The 15,808-nt window shown below is 59.5% G+C and carries 17 protein-coding genes; 10 read left to right on the top strand and 7 right to left on the bottom strand.

Annotation, left to right across the window (positions count from 1 at the left end):
• Window position 1 precedes the first annotated feature (1 nt).
• Genes truB through rbfA form a run of 3 tightly spaced genes read right to left on the bottom strand, consistent with a single transcriptional unit; the run spans window position 2 to window position 2,097 of the window.
• Window positions 2–907, bottom strand: a complete 906-nt coding sequence (gene truB / locus GOV91_RS06010; RefSeq protein WP_171234805.1) for a tRNA pseudouridine(55) synthase TruB — start codon at window positions 905–907, stop codon at window positions 2–4.
• Window positions 908–961: 54 nt separating this feature from the next.
• Window positions 962–1,705 carry a phosphodiester glycosidase family protein gene (locus GOV91_RS06015; RefSeq protein WP_171234806.1) on the bottom strand — a complete coding sequence of 248 codons (744 nt, stop codon included), beginning with the start codon at window positions 1,703–1,705 and terminating at the stop codon, window positions 962–964.
• Window positions 1,702–2,097 carry a 30S ribosome-binding factor RbfA gene (rbfA, locus tag GOV91_RS06020; protein ID WP_171093264.1) on the bottom strand — a complete coding sequence of 132 codons (396 nt, stop codon included), beginning with the start codon at window positions 2,095–2,097 and terminating at the stop codon, window positions 1,702–1,704. The genes GOV91_RS06015 and rbfA overlap by 4 nt, the downstream gene beginning before the upstream one ends.
• 91 nt (window positions 2,098–2,188) lie before the next feature.
• On the opposite strand from rbfA, the gene dapB reads away from it, so the two are divergent.
• Together dapB and GOV91_RS06030 are read left to right on the top strand one after the other, a co-directional pair.
• Window positions 2,189–2,998 (top strand): 4-hydroxy-tetrahydrodipicolinate reductase, encoded by an 810-nt coding sequence (gene dapB / locus GOV91_RS06025; RefSeq protein ID WP_171234807.1) that lies wholly within the window; start codon window positions 2,189–2,191, stop codon window positions 2,996–2,998.
• 39 nt (window positions 2,999–3,037) lie between these two features.
• The gene (locus GOV91_RS06030; protein ID WP_171178210.1) at window positions 3,038–3,721 is read left to right on the top strand and encodes a DUF2306 domain-containing protein; all 684 of its coding nucleotides are present in this window, start codon (window positions 3,038–3,040) and stop codon (window positions 3,719–3,721) included.
• Here GOV91_RS06030 and GOV91_RS22855 read toward each other — a convergent pair.
• Genes GOV91_RS22855 through GOV91_RS06045 form a run of 3 tightly spaced genes read right to left on the bottom strand, consistent with a single transcriptional unit; the run spans window position 3,708 to window position 6,096 of the window.
• Window positions 3,708–4,376: an ureidoglycolate lyase gene (locus GOV91_RS22855; RefSeq protein ID WP_171178208.1), complete on the bottom strand. Its 669-nt coding sequence runs from the start codon at window positions 4,374–4,376 to the stop codon at window positions 3,708–3,710. The genes GOV91_RS06030 and GOV91_RS22855 overlap by 14 nt on opposite strands.
• Window positions 4,373–4,963 carry an HD domain-containing protein gene (locus GOV91_RS06040; protein ID WP_171178206.1) on the bottom strand — a complete coding sequence of 197 codons (591 nt, stop codon included), beginning with the start codon at window positions 4,961–4,963 and terminating at the stop codon, window positions 4,373–4,375. Before GOV91_RS06040 ends, GOV91_RS22855 begins: the two co-directional genes overlap by 4 nt.
• On the bottom strand, window positions 4,960–6,096 hold the full coding sequence (locus GOV91_RS06045) for a TauD/TfdA family dioxygenase (protein WP_171234808.1): 1,137 nt from the start codon (window positions 6,094–6,096) through the stop codon (window positions 4,960–4,962). The genes GOV91_RS06040 and GOV91_RS06045 overlap by 4 nt, the downstream gene beginning before the upstream one ends.
• 99 nt (window positions 6,097–6,195) lie before the next feature.
• Here GOV91_RS06045 and GOV91_RS06050 point away from each other — a divergent pair, with 99 nt between their 5' ends.
• Window positions 6,196–7,050, top strand: a complete 855-nt coding sequence (locus tag GOV91_RS06050) for a LysR family transcriptional regulator (RefSeq protein ID WP_171234809.1) — start codon at window positions 6,196–6,198, stop codon at window positions 7,048–7,050.
• A gap of 4 nt (window positions 7,051–7,054) precedes the next feature.
• Here GOV91_RS06050 and GOV91_RS06055 read toward each other — a convergent pair whose 3' ends face one another.
• The gene (locus GOV91_RS06055) at window positions 7,055–7,237 is read right to left on the bottom strand and encodes a DUF1674 domain-containing protein (protein ID WP_171234810.1); all 183 of its coding nucleotides are present in this window, start codon (window positions 7,235–7,237) and stop codon (window positions 7,055–7,057) included.
• 88 nt (window positions 7,238–7,325) lie between these two features.
• On the opposite strand from GOV91_RS06055, the gene GOV91_RS06060 reads away from it, so the two are divergent.
• The 7 genes from GOV91_RS06060 (at window position 7,326) to GOV91_RS06090 (ending at window position 15,798) form a co-directional block, all read left to right on the top strand.
• Window positions 7,326–8,585 (top strand): RsmB/NOP family class I SAM-dependent RNA methyltransferase, encoded by a 1,260-nt coding sequence (locus GOV91_RS06060; RefSeq protein WP_171234811.1) that lies wholly within the window; start codon window positions 7,326–7,328, stop codon window positions 8,583–8,585.
• 90 nt (window positions 8,586–8,675) lie between these two features.
• On the top strand, window positions 8,676–10,415 hold the full coding sequence (locus GOV91_RS06065; protein ID WP_171234812.1) for a heparinase II/III family protein: 1,740 nt from the start codon (window positions 8,676–8,678) through the stop codon (window positions 10,413–10,415).
• Between the two features lie 22 nt (window positions 10,416–10,437).
• A complete protein-coding gene (gene purH, locus GOV91_RS06070) occupies window positions 10,438–12,027 on the top strand; it encodes a bifunctional phosphoribosylaminoimidazolecarboxamide formyltransferase/IMP cyclohydrolase (RefSeq protein WP_171234813.1) in 1,590 nt (529 codons plus the stop codon).
• Window positions 12,027–12,503 (top strand): signal peptidase II, encoded by a 477-nt coding sequence (lspA, locus tag GOV91_RS06075; RefSeq protein ID WP_171234814.1) that lies wholly within the window; start codon window positions 12,027–12,029, stop codon window positions 12,501–12,503. The genes purH and lspA overlap by 1 nt, the downstream gene beginning before the upstream one ends.
• A 50-nt stretch (window positions 12,504–12,553) precedes the next feature.
• Window positions 12,554–13,069, top strand: coding sequence for a DUF3035 domain-containing protein (locus GOV91_RS06080; RefSeq protein WP_171178181.1), 516 nt, complete (start codon window positions 12,554–12,556; stop codon window positions 13,067–13,069).
• A gap of 81 nt (window positions 13,070–13,150) precedes the next feature.
• Window positions 13,151–14,491: a pitrilysin family protein gene (locus GOV91_RS06085; protein ID WP_171234815.1), complete on the top strand. Its 1,341-nt coding sequence runs from the start codon at window positions 13,151–13,153 to the stop codon at window positions 14,489–14,491.
• Complete coding sequence (locus tag GOV91_RS06090; protein WP_171234816.1) at window positions 14,488–15,798, top strand: pitrilysin family protein; 1,311 nt, start codon at window positions 14,488–14,490, stop codon at window positions 15,796–15,798. The genes GOV91_RS06085 and GOV91_RS06090 overlap by 4 nt, the downstream gene beginning before the upstream one ends.
• The last annotated feature ends 10 nt before the right edge of the window (window positions 15,799–15,808 follow it).

The following is a 15,808-nucleotide window of genomic DNA, read 5'->3' on the forward strand; positions in this document are numbered from 1 at the left end:
TTCAGGAAACGAACACCCGGCTGGGATGCAACTCGCCTGATTTGTAGATGCCCACAGCCACCGCTTTACCATCCAGCGAGGCCCAGGCTTCATCGCCGTATTCGACGTCTGATGCCAGCACCATGCCGGGATTGCCGTTGCGTAGGCGGGTGGCGCCCTCAGGGGTGCATTTCAATTCGGGCAGGTCCGACAGGCCGGTTTCCAGCGGGTGCAGATACGCGTCCAGTGCAGTGGTCTTGGCCATCTCGTCGATTTGTTCGACGGTCAGGCCATCTTCGGCCTCAAACGGGCCGGACCAGATGCGGCGCAGCTCCCTAACGTGTCCGTGGCATCCCAGTGCCTCACCCAGATCGCGCGCGATTGAGCGGACATAGCCTCCTTTGCCGCAGGTCATTTCCAACACCACGTGGTCTTCATCGGGGCGGTCGACAAGGATCAGTTCCTCGACCCAAAGGGGCCGAGCGGTTAGTTCCACATCCTCACCATCGCGGGCCAGTTTATAGGCGCGTTGGCCGTCGATCTTCACGGCAGAAAACTTAGGCGGAACCTGCATGATGTCGCCCAAAAACGGGGTCAGCGCCTGTTTGATGTCCTCATCCGAAGGGCGCGCATCGCTGCTTGAGATCACTTCGCCCTCGGCATCGTCGGTATTGGTGGCTTGACCCAAACGCACGGTGAACGTGTAAGCCTTCTGCGCATCGGTGATATAGGGAACGGTCTTTGTTGCCTCGCCCAAAGCCACGGCCAGAACGCCGGTTGCTTCGGGGTCCAGTGTGCCCGCATGGCCCGCCTTTTTGGCATCCATCGCCCAACGCACCTTGTTGACCACAGCGGTCGAGGTCATGCCCGCAGGCTTGTCCACAACCAGCCAACCGGAAATGTCGCGACCCTTGCGTTTGCGTCCCATCTTGCACCTTGCCTTTTGCTGAGGCGCGCGGGTTAACGGATCACACCCGCCCTGTCAATTTGCAGGCATGTCCTCAACTACACCCACAATCGGTCCCAACGAGAATCCCAGATCCGAACGGTTGCCTGCGCGGTCATACATTCGTGAGATATTGCCGTCCAGAAACAGCGCGTTTGGGGTGTTCAGAACATCGCGAAACAGTCTGCCGAATTCGTGGAAGGTGACATAATCTTCTGAGATCGCAAAAACGGCCCGCGCGCCATCGGCACTGGTGCCAACACCGTTGCGGATATAGCGCGAGGTCGAATCGGGCAGAAAGCGCGGGTGCAGCTCGCCGTCGATCACCAGCATCGGGCCGGATTGGGTGGCAAAGCGGCAGTCCGGTGTCTGATCCACGAAATCCAGCGTCTCGAACACATCGGCGCGCCCGTTGCGGATGCAGAAAACGCCATTGGGCAGCAGGCCGAAATTGCCGGGGCCGGGGTTCGCGATTACCCGCATCTGCTCCTGCCCATCTTCGACATAATGGCCGACGGGCGAGCGGTCGTCGTGATACATGCCGGCGTTCATCGCAAAGGCCAGCCGTTTGCCCTCGGGTTCAAGCGTCTCGTTAACCGATGAGAAATGCCCCAACACTTCGCCGTCTTCACCATTCAGAAACAGGCGCAGATCCGCTGCAGTCGCATCGACCTCGCAGACGGTGTAGCGCAGACCGTCGTGAGTAACCTTTTCACACGTAACCGCAGAGGCTTGCGCGGCCCACAAAATCGCGCCCAATGTTGTTAAAGTACGGATCACTCGTCCAGATCGCGGCGCACCGCGTCCTGCTGGAACATGCGGCGGGTGTCGTCCAGACGGTCAAACGTGTCATCCAGACGGAACCGCAGATCGGGCGAGAACTTCAGGTTCAGTTTCTTGCCGATCACGCGTCGTAATTCACCTTTATTGCGGGCCAGCAGGTCGATCACGTCCTCTTGCCCTTTGCCGCCCAACGGCAGCACATAGGCCGTGGCGATTTTGAGATCGGGCGAGGTACGGACCTCACCCACGGTGATCGACATGCGGTTCAGGTCGGGGTCGTGGACATCTCCGCGCGCCAGAACTTCGGACAGGGTGCGACGTATCAGTTCGCCGACACGCAGCTGTCGTTGGGACGGGCCGGGGCCATCGTGGAATTTGTTCTTTGCCATATCCCCGATCTAAGCCCAAAGCGGGGCTTTGCCAAGCGGGCGCGAACGGGGTAGGAGGCTTTGAGCCGACTTAGCGAAAAGGACCAGCGCAATGACCCATATTCCGGGGATCGTTATCACAGGGGCTTCGGGCCGCATGGGGCAGATGCTGATCAAGACTGTCACCGACAGCGATCAGGCGCGTCTGGTTGGCGTGGTTGAGCGCAAGGGTCACGATTGGATCGGTCAGGATGTGGGCACGGCCATGGGTGGTCAGGCGCTGGGCGTCACCGTCACTGATGATCCGCTGGAGGCGTTTGCGCAAGCGCAGGCGGTGATCGATTTCACCGCGCCCGAAGCGACTTTGGAATTTGCCGCTCTGGCTGCGCAGGCGCGTTGTGTTCATGTCATCGGCACTACGGGCATGTCCGACGAACAAATCGCGTCACTTGAACCGGCATCACGCCACGCCGTGATCGTGCGGGCGGGCAATATGAGCCTTGGTGTGAACCTGCTGGTGCAACTGACCAAGAAAGTCGCTGCCGCATTGGATGAAGATTTCGATATCGAGATCATCGAAGGCCACCACCACCACAAGGTCGACGCGCCCTCGGGCACAGCGCTGATGCTGGGTGAGGCCGCTGCCGAGGGGCGCGGCGTCAGATTGGCGGATGTGTCTGATCGAGGCCGCGATGGCATCACCGGTGCGCGCAAGCGGGGTGATATCGGCTTCCACGCCATTCGCGGCGGCGATATCGTTGGTGAACATGATGTGCTGTTCGCTGCCCCCGGAGAACGCATCGTCCTGCGCCATTTGGCCAGTGATCGTGCAATCTTTGCCCGTGGTGCCCTCAAGGCCGCACTATGGGGTCAAGGCAAGACACCCGGGCAGTATGACATGGTGGACGTACTGGGGTTGTAAGCCATAGACGCCCGAATTGTTGGCGCTAAGCTCTGATCTATGCGTTTACGTCGTTCCGGTCTGGCAACTGGTGTCCTGCTGGCACTATTTTATCTGACGCTGCTGCCGTTTGTGGCGCACGGGTTTGGTATGATCGGCGTCGGCCTGTCGCATGATGCGCCTGCGCAAAGCTATTTGTTTGCGGACGGTCAGAGCGTCGGCAACGCGGCGATGATTCTACATATCTTTGCCGGAACGGTGTTGGTAACGCTGGTGCCGCTGCAACTGGTCCGCGCCCTTCGGCAGCGCTTCAACTGGTTTCACCGCGCCTTGGGTGCTGTGCTGGTCGCGCTGGCTCTTGTGACCGGGATGGCGGGGATGACTTATATCCCTTTGCGAGGCACGATTGGTGGGCCGGTGATGTCTGCCGCGTTTTTCCTATATGGGATTTGCCTGTTCACCGCAGCCTTGATGGTGGCGCGCATGGCGCTTTGCAATGACCGCGCGGGGCACTGGGCCTGGGGGCTGCGGCTGTTCTGGCTGGCGCTGGGATCATGGCTCTACCGGGTGCATTACACGCTGTGGTATCTGCTGACCGGCGGGCTGGGGTCAGAGCCCGACTTCTCGGGCCCTTTCGATCTGGTTCAGAACTTTGCGTTCTACGTGCCCTATTTGCTGGCTGTGCAGATTTGGATCGTGCGCAAAGGGTCAGGGCATCAAGGGGCTTTGGTTAAAAGCCCTTGATCCTGTCTTCGCGCAATGGGCAGGCCAGGTACACACCGAACTCTTTCCCGATATCCGCGCTGACCCGTGCGTGAACTGCACCCTGCCGGTCGAGGAATCGTTGGTCATCTTCGACCGGGAATATCCCCTCGTGCCAGATGCCCGGGTGGATATAGAGGCCACGCGAGCCGTCGCACCAGAACGCCACCACCTTGTCGGGCGTCAGGTTGTCACCGGGCAGGGCCGCGGGGACGATGAAGGGTTTTTTGTCCAAAGGCCAAAACATCTGACCGCCGTCGGGGTGATAGTTCATGTGCCAGAGCAACACCTGATCACGGGGCGCGGTTTGCCGATCCGTCTGCGCGGTTTGCGGATCCGTGGACCAGCCAAGAACGTAATGCCCTTTGACGGCTTCGTTCTCGCCATACAGCACGTCGCCTCGCCAGTCACATTTGAACGTGCCTTCGACCCAGCCGCCTTCGTCGCCGGTGCCTTCGTCGATGGGGCGCCAACCTTGTTGCGGCCAGCGGACTATCTCGATTTCAAAGGTCTCGGGGTCATCGACCAGACAGCCATAGCCTTTGACCGTCTGATCTGTTGCGCGGATCAGAGGAACTTCGTGCCAGGGTAGCGAGGGCTTGGAACTGGCCTCGAAGATGTATTCAGGTGCAGTCACGACGTGCCCAGATGTTTGTCGACCATGCGCTGCACCATGGGTGCAAAATAGGGGAAATCGGGGGTCTCCATATCCGCGCGTTTACCGGCCTCATCCAGATAGCGAACCTGAATGATCTCTTTCAGGTTTGGGTTGGATTCGAATGCGACAACCTCTTCCGCGCTCATCGGGCCGCCCTGCAGTTCCAGCGTGTGGACCGAGGCAGTCGACAGGCGTTGAAAGTACTCGGGCTTGGTGGCGCAAAGATACCGTTTGGCCGCCACGTGATAGCGGCAGCAATCGGTGATGACCGAGGGGAAGAACTGTTCCAGTACCTCAGCGCCTGCGTCTTCGTGATGGCGGTCTTCGGTATCGTCGGGGTGATAAGTGCCGAATTCGGACGTAAAATGCCCGATGTCGTGCAGAAGTGCACCGACGATGATTTCCTCTGGCTGGCCGTTCTGCTTGGCGATGGTGGCCCCTTGCAGCATATGTTGGGCCATGGTGACGGGTTCGCCTAAGTACTCCTCGCCGCCGCGACGTTCGAAGATGTCACCGATGAAGGCCACGATATTGTCCCTGTTCAGGGTCGAGAAATCGGGTTTCATTCAGCCGCCTCCGGTTGTGTTATTTCCATCGCGGCGAGTGTGGACAGCAATCCATCCTTGTCAGCATAGCATCCCTGCAACCAGCGTGAGCCTGCACCGGAATAGCCCAGACGCGCGTGCAGCACGCGTGTGTTGTCGACGATAAAGCTTTCGCCCGGTTCCAGCTTGAACGACACGCCCATCGCCGGGTCGTCGATGATTCCACCCAATTGGCGGTAGGCAGCGTAATAGGCTTCCATCTTCTCAAAGGGGATATCGACGAACGGCGCGGAGGAGCGGTTGTTGAAACGGATTCCGATCAGTTTGCCATCTGGCGACAGTTCGATCATTGGGCGCCGCGACCGCAGGCAGACGCCGTCCGAGCCCTTGTATTCGAACCGCGCCGGGAAGCCGGCCAACAGGGCAAAACCCTCGGGGTTCTGATCGCGCAGCTTCTCGGCGGCGCGGAAGCCGTCGACCACGATGCTGTCACCGCCTTCGGCTGAATTCTCCAGACAATACAGAATTTGCAGCGTCGGCACCGGGTCGCGGTAGGGGTTATCGGTATGGGCCTGCAACCCAAGCCCGGTATAGGCGAGGTTGGTGGGGTTCACCTCGGTCCGCACTTCGAAATAGGGGCCATAATTGGTCTCGCGGACATAGCCAAACAGATCGGCCACCTTCAGCAGCGATTCCGGTTCGGTTGGGCCGCCTGTCAGCTTGGCAAACCCTAACTCGGCCACCGCCGCTAGCCAATTGCGCTTAGCAACCGGGCTGGCGTGGACCTCGTTCCAATCTCCGCTGGGGGCGTCGATGCCACGTTCCCAGGTGGTGATACCGGTGGCGATGCGGCCGAACTCGGCGGCTTGTGCGCTGTCATAACTGTGATCGGCCAGCCAGTCGGCAGGGAAGGTCACTGTCTTGCCCTCGGGCTGGAAGGTGATCACGAGGTCGCCGTTCAACACATCGGCAGCGCTGACCGAAATGTTGGCGGGGATGTCCCCGATAGTGATCAGGCGCTGACCGTTGCCGGGCGCGCGGGTGTCCGGGTCCAGCGCGTTGTCACGCAGCCAGATGGCGTGAAAGCGGGCTTGGCTATCGTCGGTGAAAGTCACGGTCACGACGTTGGTGTCATGAGTAGCGGTGCGCAGCATTGGGGATCTCCTGTTCGGCGCGAGCTTTGGTTGAGCAGATACGCCGTTCATGGCATTACGACAATTAATCCTTATTTCGTCTGAGGCTTGGAAAATCTTATGGCTAAGAAAAAGGTGGGATTACCGCCGCTGGACTGGCTGCGCGTGTTCGAGGCCGCAGGGCGTTTGGGCGGGTTCTCGGCTGCGGCCAAAGAGTTTGGTTTGACGCAGGCCGCTGTCAGCCAGCGGATCGGAAACCTTGAGGCTTGGTTGGGCCGATCCCTGTTCGTGCGCGAAGCGCGGGGTGTGTCGCTGACGGTAGAAGGCGAGAGCTATTTGCCTTTGGTGCAAGACAGCCTGCAGGCGTTGGAGCGCAACACAGATGATCTGTTCGGCAAGTCCCCGCGTGAGTTGCGGGTGGCCGGGTTGTCATCCAATATTCATGCGCTGGTACTGCCTGCTCTACCTGTCTTTCACCAGTTGAGACCCAAAGTGCAGGTGATGACCGACTCGGTCGCACGTCGGTCTTCGTTGGATGAAGAACGGACCTGGCTGCAAATCCGATATGGCCGCGGTATGTGGGCCGGGCGCGATGCGGCCTTGATCGCGCGCGAGGTTCTTGTGCCCATGGCGGCCCCCGACGTTGAATGGGGTGCGCCTTTGATCGATCTGCGTGGTGAGCGCCCGGGGTGGCGGGAATGGTGTCAGAAATGCGATAAGAAGGATGTACCGACTTCCCAAATCAGTTTTGATTCAATGGAGCACGCAATCTCGGCGGCGCGGCGCGGCCTTGGTGTGGTGTTGGGGTCAGTTCCGCTGGCTTCTGCCGATCTTCAAGAGCGGCGGCTGCGCAGACTGGACCAACCTGAGTTGCAAACAAAAGACGGGTACTGGCTGACATGGCCCGAAGATCGGGCGACATCCCAGAAACAGCGCGCTTTGATAGGCGACTTCCTCAAGGCGCTGCGCGGCTGAGCGCCTAGAAATCAATGGCGATGCCCTTCTTTTCCCAATCACCATAGCGGGCGGGGTCAGGTCCGTCGCGCCCGCCCAGTTCTTTGGGCAACGCCTTGGCTTCGGTTTCGGCCTTGCGTCGGCGTTCTTCTGCTTCGGCCAGTGCGCGCTGGGCGGCGGGGGACAAATCTTTGCGGTCGTCACTCATGACATCGGGTTCCTTTCCGTGCTGGGTCTTGATATACGCCCGCGTCCGCCATTGGCAATGCGGGCGCAAGTCACAGTAAGGCGGTACCATGGCAAACAGCGCAACAGCAGCACGGCGCAGCGCAATCTATCTTCTCGATCAGGTTCTGGGTGAGGGTCGCCTGTTGTCCGAATGTCTCGCAGCGGGCGCATTGGACCGGTTGGGGCCCGAAGATCGCGCGCGTGCTCAACGGTTGGCGTCGGAGACCTTGCGCGGCCTGGAACGCGCCGACAGGTTGTTGGACAATCACTTGAACCGCACACCTGCTCTGACAGTCCATAACGCGCTTAGGCTGGGCACAGTCGAGCTTTGTAACGGAGAAGCCGCGCATGGTGTGGTGAATTCTATGGTTGAGATCATCAGCCGCTCGCGCAAGCACGGGCGTCTTAAGGGCCTGGTGAATGCGGTTCTGCGCAAAGTGGCAGCCGAAGGCCCTGAAGCCTGGCCCAAAATGCGAGTCCCGCGCTTGCCGGATTGGCTTCGCGATCCCTTGACTATGGCGTGGGGCGCGGATGCCGTGGCCGGGATGGAGCAGGCGCATTTCGCAGGCGCACCGCTTGATCTGACTTTGAAGCCGGGTGCGACCAATCCCTCGGGAGATGTGCTGGCAACAGGCTCGTTTCGCTTGCAGGACGCCGGTCAGGTTTCGACCCTGCCGGGGTACAAAGCCGGGGACTGGTGGGTGCAGGACGCAGCGGCGGCTTTGCCGGTTCGCGTTCTGGCTCCGAAAGCCGGAGAGAACGTTCTGGACCTTTGCGCTGCTCCCGGTGGCAAAACGATGCAACTGGCTGTGGCAGGAGCGGACGTTACGGCGTTGGATGTTTCAGAAGCTCGGATGGAGCGGGTGCGCGAAAACCTGCAAAGGACGGGTCTGACGGCGAAGGTCATTGTCGGGGATGCGCTGGAACATGAAGGTCAGTATGACGCGATCCTGCTGGACGCGCCGTGTTCGGCCACAGGTACGATCCGGCGGCACCCGGATTTGCCCTTTGCCAAAGATGGGTCTGAATTCGGCGGTTTGATCGAGCTTCAGACGCAGATGTTGGCCCATGCATGGGGTTTGCTGAAACCCGGTGGGCGTTTGGTTTATTGCACCTGCTCATTGTTGCCGGACGAAGGTGAAGTGCAGATCGAAGAGGCGCTTGAGATGTATCCGGACATGAGCGTGGATCGCGACGCAGTGAACATAGCGGGTGTTGATACGGATTGGATGACGGAAGAAGGCGGTCTGCGGCTGCGGCCCGATTATTGGGCGGATCAGGGTGGTATGGACGGGTTCTATATCGCCTGTCTGAACAAATCCGCCTAAGCGCACGCTTTTCGATGACTTGACGATCGACGCGGTCTATCGTTGGGTCTCAAGCGCCAGCAGAGCGCAAGGGGCAGAGTAACGCGAGACATGTCGAACTCGGACACCATGACCAGTCGATGGATGCGGTTTCAGAACCGTTTCTACGCGCGCCTGAGCCAGCGGCAAAAGGCGGTCACGGGATTTGTCGCACAGCCCGATCCGCGCACGGTCGGTTCGTTCGCACGCGGACGGCAACTGGTTGCCGGAAACCTCTTGTTTGCCGGATATCTGGTCGAGGCCGAAGATACCGGGCTCTGGGACGTCGTCGCCCCCAGCGCAGGTTTCGATGATGAACGCCACGGCTTTGCGTGGCTGGATGATCTGGCCGCAGTCGGAGACATGCGCGCGCGGGAAAAGGCGCAACGCTGGGTCTGGGGCTGGATCGAAGCGCATGGTCGCGGGCAGGGCCCCGGTTGGGTGCCTGACCTGACTGGTCGGCGGGTCATGCGCTGGATCAACCACGCGATCTTTCTGCTGCGTGGGGTGGATGAAAAGCAAAGCAGGCTGTTCTTCCGCTCGCTGGCACAACAGACATGGTTCCTGTCCAAACGCTGGCCGGCGGCGACGCCGGGCCTACCCCGATTCGAGGCTCTGGCCGGATTGGTACAAGCCGGTTTGGCGTTGGAAGGGTTGGAGCAGATGGCCGATCCTGCCCTGCGGGCTCTTGCCAGCGAATGCGATCGTCAGGTGGACGCGCAGGGGGGGATCCCCACGCGCAACCCGGAGGAGTTGCTGGAAGTTTTCACACTGCTCAGTTGGACAACCGCGGCGCTGAACGATCTGGGGCGCGGTGCGCCCGTCGCGCAGGTCAATGCAATTAAGCGGATTGCACCGACCCTGCGCAGCCTCCGCCATGCGGATGGCGCTTTGGCACGATTCCACGGTGGTGGGCGCGGAGTCGAGGGGCGTCTGGAACAGGCCTTGGCACAAAGTGGCGTCAAGCATAAGGCAGCGACCGAATTGCCTATGGGCTACGCGCGCTTGTCTGCTGCACGCACCACTGTGATTGTAGATGCCAGTGCGCCGCCCAAAGGTGCCGCTTCGTTCAACGCGCACGCGTCTACATTGGCATTCGAACTGACCTCGGGACGGCGGCCGTTGATCGTGAATTGCGGATCAGGGGCCAGTTTTGGCCTGGAATGGCGCCGCGCAGGGCGGGCGACGCCGTCGCATTCAACCTTGTGTCTGGATGGGTTTTCCAGCGCGCGGCTGGCAAATCCATTGCCGGGCCGCGAAAGTCAGGCTTTGGTGGATGCGCCGCAGGATGTGCCTGTCGATTTCGAAGACGCGTTTGAGGGTATCCGCTTCATGGCTGGTCATGACGGGTATGCCAAAGTGTTCGGCCTGACTCATGCGCGGACCTTTGAGTTGCGATTTGATGGGCGCGAACTTGCAGTCGAGGATATTCTGCTGACTGCGACCGACAAGGCAAAGCGCCAGTTCGACAAGGCTATGGACGCTTCAGGGCTCAAGGGGATCGGGTATGATGTCCGTTTTCACCTGCATCCGGACGTGGATGCGGCGCTGGATTTGGGCGGGGCGGCGGTGTCCATGGCCCTTAAAAGCGGCGAAATCTGGGTTTTCCGCCATGATGGCATTGGAAAATTGTCCGTCGAGCCAAGCGTTTACCTTGAAAAGGGGCGTTTAAAGCCGCGCGCGACAAAACAGATCGTTCTATCTGGCCGCGCAATGGAGTATGCGACCCGCATCCGGTGGACGCTTAGCAAGGCACAGGACACAGCCTATGCCGTGCGCGATACGCACCGGGACGAGCCAGAATTCGACTGACGCCAAAAGGACCTTTGGACCCATGACCGATCTTCACCCCGTGCGCCGCGCGCTGCTTTCCGTATCCGACAAAACCGGGCTGATTGAGCTGGGCAAGGCGTTGGCCGAGCGCGGGGTCGAGCTGCTGTCGACCGGCGGAACGGCCAAGACGCTGCGCGATGCTGGGCTTGAAGTGAAGGACGTCAGCGAGATCACCGGTTTTCCCGAAATGATGGACGGCCGGGTTAAGACCCTGCACCCGGTGGTGCATGGTGGGCTGTTGGCGCTGCGTGACAACGACACCCATGTCGCTGCGATGAATGAGCATGGTATTGGCGCGATCGATCTGCTGGTGGTGAACCTCTACCCGTTCGAAGCCACAGTCGCCAAAGGTGCGGGCTATGATGAATGCATCGAGAATATCGATATCGGTGGCCCGGCGATGATCCGTGCGGGGTCCAAGAACCACGCCTTTGTAAACGTAGTGGTGGATGTTGAAGATTACTCCTCTTTGCTGGACCAGTTGGAAGAGAACTACGGCAAGACGTCGTATGGTTTCCGCCAGTGGCTTGCCCAAAAGGCGTATGCCCGCACGGCGGCCTACGACACGGCAGTCTCGAACTGGATGGCCGACGCTCTGCAGCTGGAGGCCCCTAAGCGTCGCGCCTTTGCAGGAGAGTTGAAACAGACTCTGCGTTATGGCGAGAACAGCCATCAACAGGCTGCGTTCTATACCGATGGCACCAACCGCCCGGGTGTGGCCACTGCCGTGCAGCATCAGGGCAAGGAACTGAGCTACAACAACATCAACGACACCGACGCCGCGTTTGAGCTGGTCGCTGAGTTCGACCCCACTCAGGGCGCGGCTTGCGCGATCATCAAACATGCCAACCCTTGCGGTGTGGCCACGGGCGGGACGTTGCTTGAGGCTTATAAGGCGGCGTTTGACTGCGACCGCACCTCGGCCTTTGGTGGGATCGTGGCATTGAACCAGCCGTTGGATGCGGAAACTGCGCAAGAGATCACCGGGATTTTCACCGAGGTCGTGATTGCCCCCGGAGCATCTGACGAAGCCAAGGCGATCTTTGCGGCCAAAAAGAATTTGCGCTTGCTGACGACCGACGGTCTGCCAGATGTAACGGCCGGTGGCAAAACAGTACGTCAGGTGGCCGGTGGTTTGCTGGTTCAAGACAAGGACAACGGTTTTGTCGGCATGGACGACCTGAAGGTCGTCACCAAAAAAGCCCCGACTGATGAGCAGATGCGTGATCTGCTGTTTGCATGGAAAGTGGCGAAGCACGTCAAATCCAACGCCATCGTCTACGTCAAAGACGGTTCAACCGTGGGCGTGGGTGCGGGTCAGATGAGCCGCGTGGACTCGGCCCTGATCGCCGCCAAGAAAGCTGAACGCATGGCAGATGTGCTGGGACTGCCGCAGCCGCTGACCATTGGATCGGCTGTCGCCTCGGATGCCTTCTTCCCTTTCCCCGACGGTCTTATGGAAGCGGCTGAGGCCGGTGCAACCTGCGTCATCCAACCCGGTGGATCCATGCGCGATGACGAAGTGATTGCCGCAGCGGATGAGGCCGGTTTGGCCATGGTCTTTACCGGCATGCGGCACTTCCGTCACTGATGCAGTCACGCCTGCTTCTCTGGGCGGCGCTGGCCGCCTTTGCGATCGACCAGATCAGCAAGTATCTGGTCGTCCATGTCATGCGCGTGGCCGAGAAACCAGGTGGCATTGATGTTCTGCCACCGCTTCTTGTCTTCAAGTACGGCGAGAATCGGGGCATCAATTTCGGTCTGTTTCAGGGGAATTCCGACGCCGCGCGTTGGGTGCTGATCGGTATTTCGATTGCGATCTGTGTCGGCGTTCTTATCTGGCTCAGCCGTATAGCCGCATCAAAACTCATGCTCTTCTGCGCAGGTCTGTTGATAGGCGGCGCGCTTGGAAACGTGGTGGATCGGCTGTTATACGGCTATGTTCTGGATTTCCTGAACATGTCATGTTGCGGCATCAACAACCCGTTTGTGTTCAACCTTGCGGATGTGTTCATATTTGCAGGCGCTTTGGGGCTGGTTCTGTTCGACAGCAAAAAGCCCTCGTGACGCGCCGAATTATATGAGATAAAAGCGCCAGAAACAGGCTGGAGACACCTATGCGGATGCCGCGCGCCATATTTGTTCTGACTGTTGTCGCAGCGGTTGCGGCATGTTCGAATCCCGGTCTGCGGGATCTGGCGCCTCCGGGGCAGGGTCCGGATGAATTTTCTGTTCTTCCGGTCAAACCACTGACGGAACCTCAGGATTACGCCTTTTTGCCTGCTCCGACGCCGGGCGGTGCTAACTTGACCGATCCGAACCCGAACGCTGACGCCGTGGCAGCGCTGGGTGGCAATGCGGCTGCACTGAACCCGAATACAGCGGTGCCGTCGTCAGATGCGGCGCTGGTCACGGCCTCAAGCCGTTATGGTGTGCCACCTGATGCGCGTCAGGTGGTCGAGGCCGAGGATGCCGCGTTCCGCAAGCGCCGCGGTCGCTGGACCGGTTTGCGTCTGTTCCCTGTCGATCGTTATGGTCAGGTCTATGAACGGCAATCCATCAATCCCTATGCGGAAACAAACGCCGCGCGTAACGCTGGGATTGAAACGCCATCATCGCCTCCTGATGAATAATTCTTAACTTTCCGTCATCGGGCTTGAACCCGGGCCGCACCACCGTAGTTTGAATACCAGAAACGAAACGGAGGATGCCCCATGGTTCGGGCCCTGGCTTTGTCGGCTGCCCTGATCGCTGCCACCCCGGTTTTCGCCGAGGACGGGAAAGAAGCGGTCACTACATTCACTTTGGACAACGGCATGGATGTCGTGGTGGTTGAAGATCACCGCGCGCCGGTGGTGCAACACATGGTCTGGTATCGCGCTGGATCTGCGGACGAGCCGATAGGGGCCTCCGGTGTCGCGCATTTCCTGGAACATCTGCTGTTCAAAGGTACAGACACGCTGGCTCCGGGTGAGTTTTCGGCCACCGTCGCCGCCAATGGCGGCAATGACAACGCATTCACATCCTATGACTACACCGCGTATTTTCAACGCGTCGCAGCCGACCGGCTTGAGTTGATGATGCGGATGGAATCCGATCGGATGCGGAACCTGCGGCTAAGCGAAGAGGATATTCTGACCGAGCGTGACGTGATCCTTGAGGAACGCAATCAGCGCACGGAAAACAACCCACGCGCTCTGTTCGGTGAACAGATGAACGCTGCGCAGTATCTCAACCATCGCTACGGCGTGCCGATCATTGGCTGGAAGCACGAGATGGAAGAGCTGGATATGGAGGATGCCCTGTCGTTCTACCAGACCCATTATGCACCCAATAATGCCATTCTGGTGGTTACTGGCGACGTTGAGCCTGAAGAGGTCCGAGCCCTTGCCGAGCAATACTACGGCGTGATCCCGGCCAACCCGGATTTGCCCGAGCGGGTGCGGTCGCAGGAGCCACCGCATGCGGCAGAACGGCGCCTGACCTACAAGGACCCGCGCGTGGCGCAGCCCTATGTGCAACGCAGCTATCTGGCCCCCGAACGCAATCCGGGTGAGCAGGAAAAGGCGGCAGCCCTGTTTCTTCTGGCTGAGCTGTTGGGTGGCAGCACCACATCATACCTGAACGAAAAGCTTCAGTTCGATCAGCAAAAAGTCGTCTATGCGGGCGCATTTTATCGCGGCGTATCGCTGGATGACACGACCTTTGACCTGCTGGTAGTTCCGGCGCAGGGTGTGTCGCTGCAAGAGGCCGAAGATGCCATGGATCAGGCGGTCGCTGATTTTATCGCTGAAGGTGTGAAAGAAGACGATCTGAACCGCATCAAGATGCAACTGCGCGCTGCCCAAACCTATGCGCGCGATAATGTGGACGGCATCGGCAACCGGTACGGCCGCGCCCTGACCAGCGGCTTGACGGTCGAAGATGTACAGGCTTGGCCCGACATTCTTCAGGCCGTGACGGGAGATGAGATCATCGCCGCTGCCCGTGAAGTTCTGCAACCCGAGGCATCGGTCACTGGTTGGCTGATGCGCGATGATGAGGTGACGCAATGAAACGGTTCCTTGCAACTCTGATTGCCTGTCTGGTTGCCCTGCCTGCCCTGGCCGAGATCGAGATCGAAGAAGTGACCTCACCCGGCGGCATCAAGGCCTGGCTGGTCGAAGATCATTCGATCCCCTTTACCGCGCTGGAGCTACGGTTTCGGGGGGGCACTTCTCTGGACGATCCGGACAAGCGCGGTGCTGTCTATTTGATGAGCGGTTTGATCGAAGAAGGCGCGGGCGACATGGACGCTCAGACATATGCCCGAGAACTTGAAGCACTGGCCGCATCAATCAGGTATAATGCAGGCGACGACACCGTATCGATCTCGGCGCAATTTCTGACCGAGAATCGAGATGAGGTGGTCGAACTATTGCGCACCACCCTGCACGAGCCGCGTTTCGATCAGGATGCCATTGACCGCGTGCGCGCCCAGATTCTGTCGGGATTGCGCTCGGATCAGACCGACCCGAATGAAATCGCAGGCTTGAACTTTGCAAGGATGGCCTATGGCGACCACCCCTACGGATCAGAAGGGAAGGGCTCGATCGAAAGCGTTTCGGTTCTGACGCGGGATGATGTGGTGGCTGCATATGACAGCGTGTTCGCCAAAGACCGCCTTTATGTTGGTGCCGTAGGCGACATCACTGCAGAGGAACTGGGCGCGTTGCTTGATGCGTTGCTGGCCGATTTGCCTGAGACCGCCAAACCCATCCCGGAAAAGATTGACGTAACTATTCCCGGAGGTATCAGCGTTGTCGAGTTCGATACGCCGCAATCGGTGGCCCTGTTCGGTCAGGCCGGGATTGATCGGGACGACCCGGATTTCTTTGCTGCGTTTGTCCTGAACCACATCCTGGGTGGTGGCGGCTTTGAAAGCCGCCTGATGCAGGAAGTGCGGGAAAAACGCGGGCTGACTTACGGTGTTGCAACGTATCTTGTGCCCAAGGATCTGGCGTCTGTTTATCTGGGATCGGTTTCTTCAGCCAATGACCGTATTGCCGAGGCAGTTGAGGTGATCCGGGATGAATGGGCCAAGGCCGCTTCGGAAGGTGTCACCCAGAAAGAGCTGGACGATGCCAAGACCTATCTGACCGGAGCTTATCCACTGCGGTTTGATGGAAACGGGCAGATTGCCGGTATCATGGTTGGGATGCAGATGGAAAACCTGCCCATCGACTATATCGCGACACGCAATGACAAGGTAAACGCCGTGACGTTGGAAGACGTGAACCGGGTTGCCTCGGAATTGCTGGATCCGGACGGGCTGCATTTCACCGTAGTGGGCAAACCTGTCGGCCTTGAGACCACGAATTGAGCACGAGGGG

Source organism: Ruegeria sp. HKCCA6837, from assembly GCF_013034475.1.
Lineage (GTDB): Bacteria > Pseudomonadota > Alphaproteobacteria > Rhodobacterales > Rhodobacteraceae > Ruegeria.